General features: G+C 66.4%; 17 protein-coding genes. 7 read left to right on the top strand and 10 right to left on the bottom strand.

The genetic code is table 11. The features are described from left to right. Nucleotides 1-92: 92 nt before the first annotated feature. The 3 genes from ACO05L_RS10515 to ACO05L_RS10525 all read right to left on the bottom strand — a co-directional run bounded on the left by ACO05L_RS10515 (nucleotide 93) and on the right by ACO05L_RS10525 (nucleotide 1,495). On the bottom strand, nucleotides 93-554 hold the full coding sequence (locus ACO05L_RS10515; RefSeq protein ID WP_421729123.1) for a GcrA family cell cycle regulator: 462 nt from the start codon (nucleotides 552-554) through the stop codon (nucleotides 93-95). Between the two features lie 124 nt (nucleotides 555-678). Further along, nucleotides 679-1,098, bottom strand: a complete 420-nt coding sequence (locus ACO05L_RS10520; protein WP_421729124.1) for a single-stranded DNA-binding protein — start codon at nucleotides 1,096-1,098, stop codon at nucleotides 679-681. A gap of 34 nt (nucleotides 1,099-1,132) precedes the next feature. Further along, a complete protein-coding gene (locus ACO05L_RS10525) occupies nucleotides 1,133-1,495 on the bottom strand; it encodes a single-stranded DNA-binding protein (RefSeq protein ID WP_421729125.1) in 363 nt (120 codons plus the stop codon). 191 nt (nucleotides 1,496-1,686) lie between these two features. Here ACO05L_RS10525 and ACO05L_RS10530 point away from each other — a divergent pair, with 191 nt between their 5' ends. From ACO05L_RS10530 to ACO05L_RS10550, 5 genes are all read left to right on the top strand, one after another. Beyond that, nucleotides 1,687-1,917 carry a hypothetical protein gene (locus tag ACO05L_RS10530; protein ID WP_421729126.1) on the top strand — a complete coding sequence of 77 codons (231 nt, stop codon included), beginning with the start codon at nucleotides 1,687-1,689 and terminating at the stop codon, nucleotides 1,915-1,917. A gap of 149 nt (nucleotides 1,918-2,066) precedes the next feature. Next, nucleotides 2,067-2,318 carry a hypothetical protein gene (locus ACO05L_RS10535; RefSeq protein WP_421729127.1) on the top strand — a complete coding sequence of 84 codons (252 nt, stop codon included), beginning with the start codon at nucleotides 2,067-2,069 and terminating at the stop codon, nucleotides 2,316-2,318. 361 nt (nucleotides 2,319-2,679) lie between these two features. Continuing rightward, the gene (locus ACO05L_RS10540; RefSeq protein WP_421729128.1) at nucleotides 2,680-4,587 is read left to right on the top strand and encodes an O-antigen ligase family protein; all 1,908 of its coding nucleotides are present in this window, start codon (nucleotides 2,680-2,682) and stop codon (nucleotides 4,585-4,587) included. A 170-nt stretch (nucleotides 4,588-4,757) separates the two neighbouring features. Further along, entirely contained in the window at nucleotides 4,758-5,114 is a 357-nt protein-coding gene (locus tag ACO05L_RS10545; RefSeq protein WP_421729129.1) for a VanZ family protein, read from the top strand. 252 nt (nucleotides 5,115-5,366) lie between these two features. Beyond that, nucleotides 5,367-5,546: a hypothetical protein gene (locus ACO05L_RS10550; protein ID WP_421729130.1), complete on the top strand. Its 180-nt coding sequence runs from the start codon at nucleotides 5,367-5,369 to the stop codon at nucleotides 5,544-5,546. A 224-nt stretch (nucleotides 5,547-5,770) separates the two neighbouring features. On the opposite strand, the gene ACO05L_RS10555 is transcribed toward ACO05L_RS10550, so the two are convergent. The 3 genes from ACO05L_RS10555 to radC are packed head-to-tail and all read right to left on the bottom strand — an operon-like array spanning nucleotide 5,771 to nucleotide 9,427. Continuing rightward, complete coding sequence (locus tag ACO05L_RS10555) at nucleotides 5,771-7,837, bottom strand: ParB/RepB/Spo0J family partition protein (protein WP_421729131.1); 2,067 nt, start codon at nucleotides 7,835-7,837, stop codon at nucleotides 5,771-5,773. After that, nucleotides 7,834-8,802, bottom strand: coding sequence for a toprim domain-containing protein (locus tag ACO05L_RS10560; protein ID WP_421729132.1), 969 nt, complete (start codon nucleotides 8,800-8,802; stop codon nucleotides 7,834-7,836). The genes ACO05L_RS10555 and ACO05L_RS10560 overlap by 4 nt, the downstream gene beginning before the upstream one ends. Before the next feature lie 7 nt (nucleotides 8,803-8,809). Next, entirely contained in the window at nucleotides 8,810-9,427 is a 618-nt protein-coding gene (gene radC / locus ACO05L_RS10565; RefSeq protein ID WP_421729133.1) for a RadC family protein, read from the bottom strand. A 187-nt stretch (nucleotides 9,428-9,614) separates the two neighbouring features. Here radC and ACO05L_RS10570 point away from each other — a divergent pair, with 187 nt between their 5' ends. Beyond that, complete coding sequence (locus ACO05L_RS10570) at nucleotides 9,615-10,013, top strand: thermonuclease family protein (RefSeq protein ID WP_421729134.1); 399 nt, start codon at nucleotides 9,615-9,617, stop codon at nucleotides 10,011-10,013. Nucleotides 10,014-10,457: 444 nt separating this feature from the next. On the opposite strand, the gene ACO05L_RS10575 is transcribed toward ACO05L_RS10570, so the two are convergent. From ACO05L_RS10575 to ACO05L_RS10585, 3 genes are all read right to left on the bottom strand, one after another. Then, nucleotides 10,458-10,979: a DUF3828 domain-containing protein gene (locus tag ACO05L_RS10575; RefSeq protein WP_421729135.1), complete on the bottom strand. Its 522-nt coding sequence runs from the start codon at nucleotides 10,977-10,979 to the stop codon at nucleotides 10,458-10,460. Nucleotides 10,980-11,341: 362 nt separating this feature from the next. Next, entirely contained in the window at nucleotides 11,342-12,562 is a 1,221-nt protein-coding gene (locus ACO05L_RS10580; RefSeq protein WP_421729136.1) for a hypothetical protein, read from the bottom strand. Beyond that, entirely contained in the window at nucleotides 12,562-13,068 is a 507-nt protein-coding gene (locus ACO05L_RS10585; protein WP_421729137.1) for a hypothetical protein, read from the bottom strand. The genes ACO05L_RS10580 and ACO05L_RS10585 overlap by 1 nt, the downstream gene beginning before the upstream one ends. Before the next feature lie 237 nt (nucleotides 13,069-13,305). Between ACO05L_RS10585 and ACO05L_RS10590 the strand changes: the two genes are divergently transcribed. Beyond that, a complete protein-coding gene (locus ACO05L_RS10590; protein ID WP_421729138.1) occupies nucleotides 13,306-13,857 on the top strand; it encodes an STM3941 family protein in 552 nt (183 codons plus the stop codon). A 36-nt stretch (nucleotides 13,858-13,893) separates the two neighbouring features. Here the strand turns inward: ACO05L_RS10590 and ACO05L_RS10595 are convergent, their stop codons facing one another. Further along, nucleotides 13,894-15,045: an IS30 family transposase gene (locus ACO05L_RS10595; RefSeq protein ID WP_421729139.1), complete on the bottom strand. Its 1,152-nt coding sequence runs from the start codon at nucleotides 15,043-15,045 to the stop codon at nucleotides 13,894-13,896. Between the last annotated feature and the right edge of the window lie 107 nt (nucleotides 15,046-15,152).

Raw genomic sequence — 15,152 nt, forward strand, 5'->3', positions numbered from 1 at the left:
CGATCGGCCCACACGACAACGGCGACCTCGTCGAGGTCGCCGTCTGCACAGGACTGGGGATGTGACAGCAAGGGTCGAAGCCGGAGATCCGCTCAATCGGTCACCCCCTCCAGGCTATGGAACGTGGCGGGCCCAGGCCGATAGGCGACCCGGGCATGGTCGACGCAGAAGGCGCCGCGCACCACCGGACCACCGCAGAGGCTGAACCCCGGCTGCTGGGGATCGCCCAGCGGCCAGCGACAGTCCCGCCAACCCACAGACAGGATGCTGCGGGTTCCGCGCTGCGGCTCGGACTCCAGCTCCGCCTCCAGTTCCGGAGACGGCGTCGCCGCCGGCCTCCCTGCAGGGACAGGCTTCATGATCTGCGGAGCCGAGACCTTCGGCGCCTTGGCGGTCCGCCCGGCGGACAAGCCTAGCCGATAGACCTTGCCGAGCACGGCGCTGCGGCTGATGCCGCAGCCGAGGTCCCTGGAGATGAAGTCCGCTGTTCGGCCTTCCAGCCAGAGGGTCTTGAGACGACCGATCCGGTCATCCGTCCAGGCGGTGGCGGTCATGGCAGCGCTCCAGGATCAACGAGCCTGATTGGCTCCCCTCGCGCCGCCCTGCCTTTTCCTCCTGCCGCCACGGGAAAACGGCCCGACGCTCGCGCGCCGGGCCGCTCCCATGCTTGTTCTCCGATCAGAACGGAATGTCGTCGTTCAGATCGTATCCGCCGGCCGGCTCCTGAACCTGACGGTCATTGGCGCCCTCGTCGGCCGAAGGCCGCTCCCGCCGGTTCTTCACCCGGATGTCGCCGACGATCACACTCAGGTCGTAATGTTCGACCCCGTCCTTACCGGTCCATGTGTTGTTCTCCACATGGCCCTGGATCACCACACGGCTGCCCTTGCGGGCGTATTTCTCGATGTAGTTCTCGGCGGTCGCCTCATTGAAGCAGGTGCAGTTGAAGCCGGTGGTGCGCTCGCCGGGCGCGTCGTCAGCCTTGCGGAAGCGAGTGGTCTCCAGCACGCGAAAGCTCGCCCGCTTCTTGCCCGAGCCCTGGGCCGAGAGGATGGACGGGTCGGCGGCCAGATAGCCTTCGATGACGAGGGTCTGCATGGTCAGTCTCCTGGATATCAATGATTGAGAGGGTTCAGGCGGCGAGCCGGTCGGCGCTGCCGGCGCCGGTGTCGGCGTCGCGATCCTCGGCCCAGTCGAGGACGGTCAGCCGGTTGATCACCAGCTCCTTGGCCGTCCGTTCCTGGCCGTCCCTAGTCGCGTAGGCCGTGTCGATGAAGGCGCCGATGACGGTGGCCTCACAGCCCTGGGCGAGCCCGCGGGCGATGACCTTCTCGTTGAGCCCCTTGGACCAGCTGACGCAGTTGACGCCGACAAGCCGATCCTTGCCAGCATTGTCGACGCCGCGCTTCTCGAGCAACCGGAACACCGCCTTGGCGAAGTCGTCGCTGATCTGGGGATCGGCCGCGAGGCGCCCGGTGAACATCATGGATTGCATGTCAGTCTCCTGTTGATCCGAAGCGCCAAGGGAGCGGATCTCCCTCATCCCGCTTCACCCTGGGACCTCCCTTCCTCCCTCCTCCTCCCCCGGAGCCCCTTTGCAAGGTCCGGGTGGTCTTCTGGCCCTGCCGACTCGAAAATCGCGGACCGGGCCTTCGCACGCGGCGTTGGCCCGACTATCCTGCCGACATGACCCGTCCCCACGACCATCCCAATGACCCCGGCCGCTGGACGGTCATCGAGGCCCGGCCGCACGCGACCCTGTGGCGGCGGGAGCGGGAAGACCCGCTGCCCGTGACCATGTTCTATCTGGTCGCCCCGCCCGCCCAGCCCCAGGTGCTCTATGACGCGGCCCGGGCCATGGCCCTGTTCGACGCCTTGAGCCCGCCTCTGCCGGCGGAGACGTCTCAGGCCGCCTGACGGACCTCAGGCGGCAGCGCCATCGACGACGGTCTGCACCGGAGGGCGACCCAACACCGCCTCCAGCACCTTTGTCAGGCCAAGGGCACGGACACCCGGGGCCGGAAGGCGATGATCTCAACGAAGCCTCCGAGCGCGACGAGGGCGTCGTGATCGGTCCGGCCGCCGACCACCTCGATCCGCCAGCGCCCCATGACTCGCGCCCGCTTCCGCCACAGCCCGCCATCGAGGGAGAGGTGGACGCTGAGATCCAGCAGTCTCGCGGCAGTCCGGGCGCCGTCGGCCCGGGCATCGCCGACATCAGTCAGGCCGAGGGCGGGCTGCCGAAAGTGGTGACGCGCAAGGCCAAGCTGGACGCGGTCCTGCATCTGGAGGAGGCCTCCGGCGCCAAGTCGACATGAGCGCCCAAGCCCGGTACGGCTACGGTGACGCTGGCTATTATTACGCCGACTACAAGAAATGCTACGCCGCCTCTTCACGGCGACACTAAACACTTGGGACCAAGAACCGCTGACCAAAAACCTGGTCAGCGTTTTTGTCTCCTGATCGGGGAGCACGGCCGCGCACGAGGCCGCCCGACGCCCGCAGGGGCTCAACGCCGCTATGCCAGGCGCGCCAGCGCCGTCACACTGAGATCACGGTCGCAGAATGTCACGTCCCGCCTCTTCACCTACGCCCGGCGCCCCGAGCCCCGGTAGCCCGAGCCCCGCAAGACGGCGCCGGTCCAAGGCCTTCGCACCCTCGACGAGAACAAGGACCAGATTGGGTCCAGGGGCCTGGGCGGCGCTCGGCGCCCTTCCCTCGACCCTCTATCTGGCTCACCTCGCCTTCGGCGCCAACCAGACGGTCGCCGCGCTCTGGCTGACCGTGCTTCTCGCCGTTGGTCTGGCGCTGGCCCTCGCCATCCCGTCGGCGCGGATCGGCCTGTTCGATCTGCGGCCCATGACGCCTGTGGCGATCCTGTTCGCCTGCGTGATCGGCGTCGCCCTGTGGTCGTTGACGCCCTCGGCGCCGGGCGGTCCGCATTCCATCTGGGCCTGGGCCGGCCTGGCGCCGGGCGCCTCGACCGTGGATCGATCCGCGACCCTCGTGGAGATTCTCAAGCTCCTCGGTCTTGCCTGCGCCTTTCTGATCGGCTGCCTCCAGTCCGCACGCGCGGACCGGGCGCGCGCCACATTCGACCTTGTCGTCTATCTCGGGGCCGCCTATGCGGCGGTCTCTCTTCTGACCTTTATCTCGGCCGCCCAGGTCATGAACACGGGGCGTCTGAGCGGCGGCTTCCTCAGTCCCAACAGCGCCGCAACCGTCTTTGGCGTGCTGACCGTCCTCGGGCTGACCGCCCTGATGCGCGGCTTCCGCAGGAGCGCCGGGCTCGGGGTCAGCACGATGATCTCCAATGTCGCCCCAGCGGCTGCATGCACGCTGTTGTTCGCGACCTGTCTGCTGCTGACGGCTTCCCGGATGGGACTGGCGGCGACGGCTGTGGCCTGCGGCATCCTGATCCTGTGGGAGGTCGTCGAGGCCCGCGGGAGACGCCTTCCCATTCTAATCGGCGGGATCATCCTGCTGCTGGTGGGTGTGGTTCTGCTCCTCGGCGGCAATGATCTCGTCTGGCGGCGCACCGACACGCTGCACCTCGACACGGCGGTTCGCGCATCGGTCTTCAGCGCCCACTGGGACGCTTTCCGGACCTCTCCCCTGATGGGCTATGGGCTCGGGTCCTTCGACAAGATCAATCATCTGCTGATGACCAGCGAAACCTACGGCGTTCTGTGGAATGTCAGAGCGACCCACAACGTCTATCTGCAGTGGCTGGAAGAGGCGGGCATCCTGGGGGCCGCCCCCATGTTCCTGTTGATCGCCGCCATCATCGGCATCGCCCTCAGGCAATCCCTCAGGCTCCGGTCTGGCCAGGGACTGATGCGCGGCCTGCTGGTGTCCAATCTGGTCGTCCTGATCCACGGAACCACGGATTTTGCGCTCCAGGTGCCGTCGATCGCGGCTTTCTGGGCCCTGCTCCTGGGCATCCAGTTCGCTTTCGGCCAGAGCCGGCACGAGCGGTTCGAGCAGGATGACCCCGTCGTGAAACCCTCGACCCAATACCGGCTCAAACTGACCCTGGCCGGGGCTCTGGCCCTGACCACCCTGATCTCCGCCACTGCCGCAGCCCTCGCGACCAGCCAGACCGCGTTCGACATCCCGTTCGCCTCGGATCTGGCGCCGGCGCGCGAGGCCCGCGCACGAAGCCTGGCCGAGCGTCCCGACGCCGACACAGAGACGCTGAAGACCAATGCTGCGATCCTGCGGACATCGCCGCTCAACACGGATGCCTATCTGCGACAGGCCTATATCCAGACCCGACACGGCGCTCCGCTCAATCCCGCCAGCCTGGATGCCCTGGCGCGGTCCTACAGCGTGGAACCCTTCGGGGCAGGGTCCGCGCACTGGCGGATCGGCTTCTTGCTGGAGCGCTGGCCCCAACTCAGCCCCTCGCTCCGCCAGCAGGTCTCCCAGGAACTTGAGGCGCTGATCATGGCCGGCAGGCCCTTCAAGCCGACATCGGTCAGCAACCCCTCAGGCCGCCTGGCCGCTGTGCTCCTCGATGCGAAGGCGCGGCGCGCCAGGGCGACGAAGCGCGCCCTGGCGGAAGCCGCCGTTCAGGAGCCCTAGACAGGCTCTCGGTGCAGCCCCGGCGTCGAGGCCCTGTTTCACCCGCCCCTCCCCTTCGACGGCGATACCGCCTCCCCTCAGGATCGACGCGTTCCTAATGCGGGGGTGTGCCTGCGGATCGAGATGTGCGACCTAGAAGCGTCGGCCTCCCCGCCGCCTGAGTCCGTTCGATGGCCAAACTGTTTCGAGGGTCCGCTGCAGCGGCCACCCTGTGTCTGTTCCTGTTGATGATCGGCCCCTTTCAAGGAGCGGAGCAGAGTGTCGGTCTGACCGACAAGCCTGCCCACGCCTTGGCCTTCGCCATCATTACCGCCGCGATCCTGCTGAACTTTCCGCAGGTGACGCGCCTTCAGGCAGTCGGCCTCGCCATTCTGGCGGGCGTCGCGGTCGAGGGGGTCCAAGGGCTCAGTGGTCGCGACATGGAGTTCGCCGATGTCCTGGCCGATGCGCTGGGCGCGATCCTGGTGGCTCTCGTCTGGCGACGGCGCAGACTCCGTTGGCGCGCGGATGAGGCCCAGCACCTATAGGTCCATGATGCACCCAACCTCCTCGCCACCGAACGGGAGAGACCCGGACCGGACGCCCCATTCGATGCATGAAGCGACGGGTAAGACAGCCGGTTCTAATCGACATCTCCGGCTCCCTTGTTGGATGGACAACTTACGCGCGGTCGCCCCGTTCAGCCGCAAAGGCTTCTGACCCCTATTGCGGGCAGGCGGCATACCGCTTTCAGAACGTCTGATGTGGCCATGGCTGGAGCCACGGCATAGGCTCATCTGATGCTCGGTACGTGGCCCGCATGGTTGGAGATCGCTGTTGGCGGGCTGGGCGTCGCCTGGGCTCTGTCCATATTTCAGCGGCCTGCGACCTCCAGGAGCGACCTCATCAACCGCTGGGGCCTGCTGGTGTTCGCCATCGGTCTGACGACTGTTGGCGCCATCCGCTGGCTGGGCTTGTGATCTCCGGCCAGATGGGAAAGCGTCGTGGCTTCGGCAAACCTTTCCGCCCCCATCTTGGCCGCCGCCTTCAGGAAGGGTCTCCTCGCGAGCATCCCGGCGGCAAGCCGCTCATAAATCGTCCTAGCCAGGCGCTGCCAGTCGTCGGAGGCTCCCGCCGCAGGCACGGCTCCCCCTAAAGGCGCCGCCCCGGCAGGCGCCGGGGCGGTGTTGAGGCTTCCAGTCACTCAGGCGGCTGCGGCCGCCTCCAGGGCCGCTTCCCCTGCCGAGGTCACCACCAGGACGCCCGCGCCATCGCCACTTTCGGCGGAGGCGTGTTCCGTGTCGTCTTGGAGCGCCCCTTCGCCCTCATCGAGCCCCTCCTCCTCGGTCGCCCCTGCCCAGGACAGGCTGGCAGGGGCCCAGCTCCGGGTTGCGGCCTGTTCTGCGACCCAGTCGACGAGTTCGGTCTTCTTCAGCGACGTCGTCCGTTCATCGTCCGCGCCCATGGTCTCCAGCATCCCCATCAGCAGTCCCTTGGAGTGGGGCTGCAGGAAGGGCGCGTCGGGGGTCCAGTACAGGGTGATGTCGGCGTGGCACAGGGCCGCCAGTTCCGCCGCCTCCGTCCGGGCGCTGCGCCGGATGAGGGTCGTACGCTCTTCGCGGACGTCCAGGCTGATGGCGGTCAGTTCCGCCAGCAATCCCATCCTGTCTGCGTGGGGAAGGCCATGGACCCAGGCGATCACCGTCTTGCCCGACGCCTCCCAGGCGGCCCGACGGTCCTCGAGACGCCGGCGCACGTCGCCGTCGAGAGCCTCGATCACGTGTCCGCCCGACGGATTGAAGCCGCTGGCCAGAATGGCCAGGGCCGAGTCCGACCGAGCGACCTGGGCCCGCCGGACCACCACATTGAACAGGCGGGCGATCAGGGCCGTCAGGGCCGCCGCCGGATCGTCGGCCAGGGCCCGGATCAGACCCCGGGTCGCGACATCGGTTCGGACACCGTGAAGGGCGTGGTTGACCCCCTCGGTGTCCGGCTCGGGCGCCTCGACCTCCGGCGCGACATAGACGGGCGGCGCCGGCGTGTGACGAGGCGCATCATCGGCGACCCGGTCGTCCACAATTTCCGGCTCCTCGGGGGTATAGCAGCGGAGATCGACGCCCGTTCCCGACGCCGGCCACATCACCAGGTGGGTCACCACCCGCCCGCCGCAGCCAGTCTGGTCCGATGCGATCCTGGCGTGGATCATGTCGATGATCGCCAGATCGGCGAGGTCGGGCTTTTCGGTGTCGGTGAGAGCGATGCGGACGGCCTCAAGCCGGTCGGTATAGACCTCGCGCTGGGCGCGGTAGCGGGCCATGTCTTCAGGCGGCAACGAGCGTTCGTAGACATAGCCGAGGGCTTCGAGACCGGCGGGCAGGTCCGGCTCGGGACCAGCGGTGATCTGGACCGCGATGCCTACGGCCTCGATGACGGCGGCGATGCCGCGAGCGCGTCGCGTCCAGACGTCGGTCAGGATGTCCGGGTCCAGCAGGACCGGAGCCAGTTCGCCGAAGAGATCCGTCTCGGTCCGGCCGCCGGCCGCGCCATAGGCCTGGGGGTCAACGAGGGCGCAGCGCCGATCGCGGACCGTGACCCGGGCGTCGTCAAGACGCTCGAGAATGCGCCAGTCCTGGAAGCCGTGGCCCTCCAGGGCGGCCTCGGCCAGGTCTGCCTGCTCGGCCTTGTCCGGCAGGCGGGCGAGGAGTCTGGCCTGTTTCAGGGTCATCCGGCCGGACCTGAGCGCCACGATGGCCGCCGACGGCAGGCCGGACAGGGCCGCCAGGCGCTTGATCTCGACCTCGGCGTATCCGAGCGCGCGGGCTATAACCTCGACGGTCAGCTTCGACTTCAGCATCCGGCCGATCGCGGCGATGATATCGGCCACATGGACCGGCACGGCGGTATTGGTCAGCAGGACCGCCGCCGCCTGACGCGCCGGATCGGTCTCGACATAGGCCCGGACCGGATAGTCCTCGTCGATCTCGCCGGCTTCCAGCAACAGCGCCAGAGCCAGCCGACGACGGCGACCATCGAGCGCCATGAAGGGCTGTTCCTTCTTGCCCCGTCCAGGGCGGACGGTGACGGGCTGAAGCTGACCGGCCGCCTTGAGCGTGGCGGCCAGGGTCCGGATCTCCTCATCGGGCGGTTCGCCGTGGCGAAGGTTTTCCCGGGCGATGCCGAGATCGCCAAGGCGAACGATGCGTTCGACGGGCGTGAAAATGACGGCTGGGACGGACGTCTCAGGATGAGGGACGGGCACAAGGTCGGTCATGAGGTTTCTCCGACCGGTCGGCGAGGCTCATCCCCGCCGGTCCGGCGCCCCTCACCGCCCTCCCTCCTCCCTTTCGCCTCGGCGACCGCGACCTCGTTCCAGTCACCGAACGGGGCATCGGGCCAGATCATGCGAACCTCCAGCCCCCGACGAGCCAGCCGGCGACGCAACCGCGCCGCGGCGCTCTGTCCGACGGCGCCCCGGTCGGCGGCGATCAAAACGCGGCGCACGATCGCAGGCGGCGACCAGGCCGCGAGATTGGCGGCGGCCATCAACGCCCAGCCCGGAAGACCGAAGCTGTCCATGGCCGATAAGGTGGTGACCACGCCTTCACCAACCAGCATGTCTTCAGCAGCAGGGGCGAGCCTGACGGCCGCGCCGGGCGGAACCTGACCGACGGTTTTGCGGGTCAGCCAAAGACCGGTCGCGGCCCCTCCGTTGGCATCGAGATAGGTGATCTCGACCGCCGTCGCGCAGTCGTCGGCGTCACTGACCCGCGCGAGGAGCGCCGGTCGCGTCGGTCCGCCGTCCCGATAGACCGACACCGGCGCCTCCGGATGAAGGCCGAGATTGAGCGCCGAAGCCCCCGACCGGACCGCGCGACGGCGCAGATATCGACCCGCGGGGTCATGCGATTGAAGGGCGACGGTCCCCGCCCACAGCCGCGCAGCCGTCTCCCGCCGCGCCCGCAGATCCGGCTGCCGTGTCGAGACTCCGCCCCGTCCCCCAGCGTGTCCACCATCGATCAGGCGACCTGCCTGGTCGATTAAGCCCCTGGCCCGCAGGTCGGCCCGGACGGTGCGCCAGTCGGCGCCGCCGAACCCATGGATCACCACCCTGCCCTCGTTCAGAAGCAGGGAGATCGACCGGTCGGCGGCGCTGTGGCCGGGCGCCGGGATGCTGGCGCGCGCGCCGCCGCTGTAGAGATCGCCGCCGAGGGCGGCGACCAGGGCATGCAGGGTCATTGCCGCCTCAGATCAGTCCGAGGGATTTGAAACTGGCCGTGCCCTGGCTGCCGATGACCAGATGATCATGGACCTGTAGGCTGAAAAGCCGGGCGGCGTCGACGATCTGGCGCGTCATCTCGATATCCGCCCGCGAGGGTTCGGGATCGCCAGAGGGATGATTGTGGACCAGGATCATGGCCGAGGCGGAGAGCTCGAGGGCGCGGCGCACCACTTCGCGGGGATACACCGGGGCATGATCGACTGTGCCCTCGGCAATGAATTCATCCTTGAGCAGGGCGTTGCGACGATCGAGATAGAGGACGCGGAACTGCTCTCTCGGCCGATGCGCCATCGCCGCGCGCACATAACCCAACAAGGCGGTCCAGGAGGTGATGACAGGCCGACGAGAGGCCTCGATGCGGGCAAGTCGGAGCGCAAGTTCAGGCAGGACCTTCAGGTCCTCGATCACTTCTGGGCCGACGCCGGGCACCCGACCGAGTTCGGAACCCTCCGCGCCCGCAACGGCGCCCAACGTCCCGAAACGGGCGAACAGGTCTGCGGCCAGGACGTCCGGATCGATGTCGGAGCGCCGCAGCATAACCGCCAACAGGGCCTGGTCATCCAACGCGTCACAGGATCTCATGGGGGCGCGCCGGGGGGTTCCAGGCGAACGGCGATGGACGTTACCGTCGCTCGCCCGGTTCAAGGTCGGTCTCATGGCGGTCTCCTTTGCGACTCCCACACGGAGCACGCCCCCTATCGACCTTCCTTTTCCCCTCCCCGGGCTTGTCGTCCCGGTCTCGCCGCGCCAGCCTAGGCGTATGACGTGGATGTTTCTGACCGCCGCCCTCCTGTTCACGCCCGCCATCGCCCGGGCCGATCCCTGCGAAGGGCGATTGCCGAGCCGCCCCGGCGACACCTTCTCGGGCGTCGTCCGATACATCGGTGACGGCGACAGCCTGTGCGTGGGACCCAGCGCAGACCCGGCGACCTGGATCGAGGTGCGGCTCTCCGACTTCGATGCCCCGGAGCTTCACAGTCCCACGGGCCGCGAAGACCGTGACCGGCTTTCAAATCTGGTTCGCGGCCGGGTGCTGTCCTGTGCGGCGGTTCGCGGACGGACCGGCCGGGTCATCGTCTATGACCGGGTCATCGCCTCATGCCGCCTGAACGGTCGACGGGTGGGCGACCTTCTGCGCGCGGCGGGCGGTCAAGAAGGCGGACACTAAGGGCCCGGACTCTTCGATCCCTCACCCGCCAGCCGGACACACGGCGCTGGTCGATGAGAAGCGGCCCATCCATGCGGTCCCTGCGACTGACAAACCCTTGGGATTGCCCCAGATGATTCCGACCAGCGCAATCCGGCTGATCGATCGTCTGCCCAAAAGCCGACCTTCCCAACCGCCGCCCTCTGTCAGGTTCGGCTATTCGGCGATGTCGCAAATGCGCCAGGAGCAGACATTGGCAGCCCGCCGAAAAGGCGACATTCGGCGGTATGCGAACGTCTGACTGTTGCCCTCATGGCGAGGACAGCTCTCGGCCCTTAGCGGACTCTTCGCTCACGGCGATAACAGGTATACTGAATCAGGTATCGTCGCGCTCGACGGTTTTCTGTGGAGACGCGTCACCCCTCCGCAGACCGTTATCCTTACAGACCTAGATCCCGTCCGATTTCACTGACGGAGGGCGGTCCCCCCCGCTTCCATGCCGGCGATCCAGGCAACTAAGGCCTCGGCCAAGCTAGGGAGGCCTTCCTGATTCACGACATCGTCTATCCGCCAGCCTTGGATCGGACTGCCGGATAGGACCAACAAGACAGTCACAGGCTGTCCGGCGTTGATGAACGCCACCCTCGCCATGCGCACAACATCCGGCCGTTGCGGGTCCTGGAATATTTGGATGTGCTCAACCGTCAGGTTCTCAAAATCCTGACAGTTGCAGATCGGGTCGGCGTGCAGATAAGACGGCTCGCCATTTGCCAGTTCACGACTGCGGCGGATAAGCCCTGCCATGCGCGGCGACCATACGGCGCCAAGCTGTGTTTCGTCGATCGGCGACGGATGGTCGTCCTGATAAGAGCCGTAGACCATGCGGACAAAAAGCTGCGCACCCTCGGACCCTTCCTGCGCCAAGGCGGCCCGGCCGCCGCCCAACAGCAAGATCATAACCGTCGAAGCCAGAACCCACCGGCGCATGTTAGCCCTTCCTCCCGTTTCAATCGATGATGCGCGCGGGGTTCTGCCAACGACAGCTACAGTTCCTGACGATGCGGGCGGGGCAGCCCTGACTATCTCTGAAGGGCGTTGGTTTGTGTGTGAAACAGCTAAGCAAGAAAGCCGACCAGCAAACATCCCACTGATACGCGTGAACCTTTGCGGTTCCTTGGCCCGCCCGGAGGTCTGAGGAGGCTCCAATACGTCTGTGACCTGGATGGACGCCCGCTATGTGGCCCGGTGCGATAGACCGCTATCGACCCATTACGGACATCCGGCTTGCATGACGGTGATGGGCTAGCCTGCTAGCATTCGCTCAGGCGGACTCAGACGGGGTTCTGCGTCTACAGCCATGCGACGCAGCTGTCGCCCCGCCATTGTGCCGGTTCCAGCTCAGTGGGTTCGTCATATCGGCCTTCGTACACGCGCCGCCTCTCGGCGATCTCCGAAGCCGTCAGCGCAGGCGAGGACGCCTCCATCCGCTCTCGGTAGAGCGCCATCATGCGGCTGTAATGGTCGAGACTATCGCGACGCCGCGCCTCGCCCGCTGGACCTGGGTTTCGGAGGAGAAATTGCTCGGCTGCGTCCGCGGAGCTGCGCTCGGTTGCGACGATGCACTCCAGCCAGGTCTCTGCAGTGGGTGTGGGGCTGGGGTTCCAGTCGCTCAGCCCCGAGTCGTGCAGCATCTGGTCATCCTCATGCCATACATACATCCGGGTCGGGCAACCGGGCCGTCCCGTGCACATCCGCTCATCCCTCACACCGAACCGCGCCGGCTGATAGGCGAGGTCAACAGCATAGGCCGCTGTTGGCGCGCGCAAGGCAACGGTCCAGCGATCGCCTACGCTGACGATGACGCTCACGCCCATGTCGGGCATCTCGTGGGTGTCGCCCGACGGGCCACGGCAGGCTGTGTATCGTGAACCGATGATCCAATCCCGCCGACCGTCGCCGTTAAGGTCGGGGCTGCTGACAGCGCGAAACTCGCCCGAGTCCATCAGACCGCCTGCGGTGTGGCACAGCATCTCCCTCCGCTCGATTTCGGCGGTGACGATATCCGGATAGTCGTCAAAGTGAGGCGCTATCGGCTGGAAGAGAGGCCCAACCAGATAGCCAAAGCCCTCGCGGTTCACAGCTTCGTCGAAACGCCCCGTTACGTCATTCCACACGAACCGACGCAGGCATGGTTCCGAGCCTATCGCATCGCAGTTGGCGCGGTGCAGTTCGACATCAAGGACTGCAGTGGCCCCTTGGGTCAGCCGCCAGTCGAGGACCTCATGGTCGAAGACCAGCGGGTAGCCGTCGCCCCGGGCAACGTAGAGTTCGCGCCTGCAGCCGCCCGTCCCGCACCAGGCTGAATCGCCGGTCTTTCCATAGTCTACGAACCAAGCATCGTTCGGTCGCGCCACGGACACCTGCGAGATGAGCGCGGCGGGATCGGAAATTCGGCCCAGGCCTCCATCAGAGCGCGTCAGAGAGGCGGTGACGGGTCGCAGGACATCGGCGGGCACTGTCGCGCACGCGCTGAGGCAGAGCGCTGTGAAAACGGCGGCGAACGGTTTCATCACGGCTGATCGTGGGACGCGTAGGGAAAATGCAAGGCCAAGGTGGTGCGGGGCTGGGCCTCCAACGTGCGAAAGGCCGAGGCCTCCCGGCCGTCGCCAGTCCAGGAGACGCGATCAGCCTCGGTAGACGCACGCGCGTAGCCGAGAGCGGCCAGATGCGGATCTGCGACGTCCGCGACCGAGCCCGGGGTGGATTGAGGCAGGGAGATCGCGCACCAGGCCATCCCCTCGGACACCGACAGGAACATGTCGTCGGAGTGTCGGCCTTTCAGAAAGACGAACCTGCCGGTGGCACCGACGGCCTCGGGGTGCGGCCTCGCCTCGTTATCAATGCGGTATTCAAACTCCTGGGCGCGTCGGGTCGCTGCGTCCAGATCGCCATCGACCAGCAGGGGGCAGATCGATGCCGTGACGTCAGTTACGATACGCCAGAGCGGCACGATCTGTGCGGCGGACGGCCCCACAAGAAAAACACTCAAGGCGCAGGTCAGGGCAAGAACTCTCATCTGTCCAGCTAAGACAACTAAGGCGATCGGACGAATGATTGTTTCTGATGCGCGTCTGTCCAATGTCCCAGATACTGCGCGAGGGGCGTGTCGGGTCCGCGTTTAGGCGGTCGCGGAGTGTCCGACTACCGGCGAGGTGCTGATGTCGCAATTCGACCCGTTGCGGACATTGCCGCCCCCTGGCTAAGGTCCACCCGCTCCCTGCCGACGGCCCGGCTATCAGATCACGATGCACCTATGGACGATTTTGTGGCCTATCCGTCGCGCCCAAGGATTGCGGTGATGATCCTCGGCGCCATGGCTTTTGTGGCTATCGGACTTTGGATGGCCGGTGTGCTTGGCCCACCTCCAGAATCGAGCCGTTACTCGTCCGGTTTCATCACCGTGATGGGTTGGTTTACGATCGCTTTCTCCGGCGTTTGCTTCGTCTTGGGTGGGACACGGTTTCTGGACCGGCGTGAGCACCTGCGGATCGGAGTGGACGGCCTTCGTTCGACACCATGGTCCGATCAGACCATTCCTTGGTCAGAGATCGTCGATGTTACAACCTGGACCGCCAATCGACAGCACGCGATTGTCTTGCATCTGCGCGACCGGGCTCGTTTTCCCGGACGTGGTTTTGCCGCCATGACCGCCGCCGCCAATCGCAGTCTCACAGGGGGTGACATCTCAGTATCGGTTACCGGCACGGACCGCACATTCGAAGACGCCGTAGTTGCCCTAGACCAGTTCCGACCCCAGAGGCGTGATCCCTCCGCTGCACTCAATGCCGATCCCAATGTCCGCTAACCCCCCTTGGGCGAGTGTCTGCTCCCGACGGTGGGCTCAACCGATCGCCGCAACACACTCGGCGAAGGTCTCTGCTGGCGTCCGATAGAGCAAGGTCTTTCTGGGCCGTTCGTTGAGCTGTCGGGCGATGGGGCTGAGCTGAGCCTGGCTGTGCACAGACAGGTCGGTCCCGTGGGGCAGGTACTGGCGCAGCAGCCGGTTGGTGTTCTCGTTCGAACCGCGCTGCCACGGTGACCGGGGATCGCAGAAGTAGACCTCGACGTTGGAAGCCATCGCCAGCCGTTTGTGGCTGGCGAGCTCCGAGCCTCGATCCCAGGTCAGGGATTGATAGAGTTCGCCCGGCAGCTTCCTTGACTGTTTGATCAGGGCTGTGACGACGCTTTCGGTATCCTTGTTGGCGACCTTGACCAGCATGACGTAGCGCGAATGCCGCTCGACTAGAGTGGCGACGTAGCTGTTGCGCGAACCGCTGACCAGATCGCCTTCCCAATGACCGGGAACAGCGCGGTCCTCGACGCAGGCGGGCCGTTCGCTGATGGAGACGGCGTCCTTGATCTGGCCAAGACCTTGCCGCTTCAGGCTCGCGTGACGGATGGTCCGCCTGGCCCGAAGGTGGTCCAGAAGTTCCTTCTTCAGCACCCCTCGGGTCTGGATGAACAGGCTGCGATAGATGGTTTCGTGCGACACCTGACTGTGCGGCTCCCCGGGCCAAGTGCGCTTGAGCCAGCCGGCGATCTGCTCGGGCGACCAGTTCCGCCGCAGCTTCGCCGATACTGTCCGCGCCAGAGCCGGTCGGCAAGCCAGCTTGCAGCGTTTGGGGCGCCGCGCCCGGTCCCAGGCCGCCTGATCGGACCCTGTCGCCCGATACCGTTCCGGGCCGCCGTTGCGCAGAACCTCGCGGCTGATCGTCGAGGGTGACCGTCCCAGCAGCCGGGCGATCCCGCGCAGCGAGCAGCGGATGCTGAGCCCTCGCGATATCTCCTCGCGCTCGCCAAGACTGAGCGCCCGATCCGCCCGCTTCCGGTCGGGCGGCCGGATACCGCCCGTCGGCGACAGCACTGAAAACACCGACGAGGACTCGCGATCAAACCGTCGTCCGATCGAACTCATCGACTCCCCGGCCTTCCAGCGATCCCAGATCTCAGCCCGCTGGGCCGCCGAATAGTAGATCCGTCGCCGCTGCTTCATCGCCCACGCTCCATCTCCGAGGAAAAGTTAGCGTGTTGCGATCACCGGTTGAGCCCACCGCCACGAACGGACATTCACCCTCCGCCCGGAAGCAGACCTTCATCCGA

Source organism: Brevundimonas sp., from assembly GCF_965227765.1.
In the GTDB taxonomy this organism is placed as follows: Bacteria; Pseudomonadota; Alphaproteobacteria; order Caulobacterales; family Caulobacteraceae; genus Brevundimonas.

Excerpts from the sequence above, each read along its gene's own strand:
- ACO05L_RS10515 (WP_421729123.1), bottom strand. The coding sequence starts at position 554 with ATGACCGCCACCGCCTGGACGGATGACCGGATCGGTCGTCTCAAGACC.
- ACO05L_RS10520 (WP_421729124.1), bottom strand. The coding sequence starts at position 1,098 with ATGCAGACCCTCGTCATCGAAGGCTATCTGGCCGCCGACCCGTCCATC.
- ACO05L_RS10525 (WP_421729125.1), bottom strand. The coding sequence starts at position 1,495 with ATGCAATCCATGATGTTCACCGGGCGCCTCGCGGCCGATCCCCAGATC.
- ACO05L_RS10530 (WP_421729126.1), top strand. The coding sequence starts at position 1,687 with ATGACCCGTCCCCACGACCATCCCAATGACCCCGGCCGCTGGACGGTC.
- ACO05L_RS10545 (WP_421729129.1), top strand. The coding sequence starts at position 4,758 with ATGGCCAAACTGTTTCGAGGGTCCGCTGCAGCGGCCACCCTGTGTCTG.
- ACO05L_RS10550 (WP_421729130.1), top strand. The coding sequence starts at position 5,367 with ATGCTCGGTACGTGGCCCGCATGGTTGGAGATCGCTGTTGGCGGGCTG.
- ACO05L_RS10555 (WP_421729131.1), bottom strand. The coding sequence starts at position 7,837 with ATGACCGACCTTGTGCCCGTCCCTCATCCTGAGACGTCCGTCCCAGCC.
- ACO05L_RS10560 (WP_421729132.1), bottom strand. The coding sequence starts at position 8,802 with ATGACCCTGCATGCCCTGGTCGCCGCCCTCGGCGGCGATCTCTACAGC.
- radC (WP_421729133.1), bottom strand. The coding sequence starts at position 9,427 with ATGAGATCCTGTGACGCGTTGGATGACCAGGCCCTGTTGGCGGTTATG.
- ACO05L_RS10570 (WP_421729134.1), top strand. The coding sequence starts at position 9,615 with ATGTTTCTGACCGCCGCCCTCCTGTTCACGCCCGCCATCGCCCGGGCC.
- ACO05L_RS10575 (WP_421729135.1), bottom strand. The coding sequence starts at position 10,979 with ATGCGCCGGTGGGTTCTGGCTTCGACGGTTATGATCTTGCTGTTGGGC.
- ACO05L_RS10580 (WP_421729136.1), bottom strand. The coding sequence starts at position 12,562 with ATGAAACCGTTCGCCGCCGTTTTCACAGCGCTCTGCCTCAGCGCGTGC.
- ACO05L_RS10585 (WP_421729137.1), bottom strand. The coding sequence starts at position 13,068 with ATGAGAGTTCTTGCCCTGACCTGCGCCTTGAGTGTTTTTCTTGTGGGG.
- ACO05L_RS10590 (WP_421729138.1), top strand. The coding sequence starts at position 13,306 with ATGGACGATTTTGTGGCCTATCCGTCGCGCCCAAGGATTGCGGTGATG.
- ACO05L_RS10595 (WP_421729139.1), bottom strand. The coding sequence starts at position 15,045 with ATGAAGCAGCGGCGACGGATCTACTATTCGGCGGCCCAGCGGGCTGAG.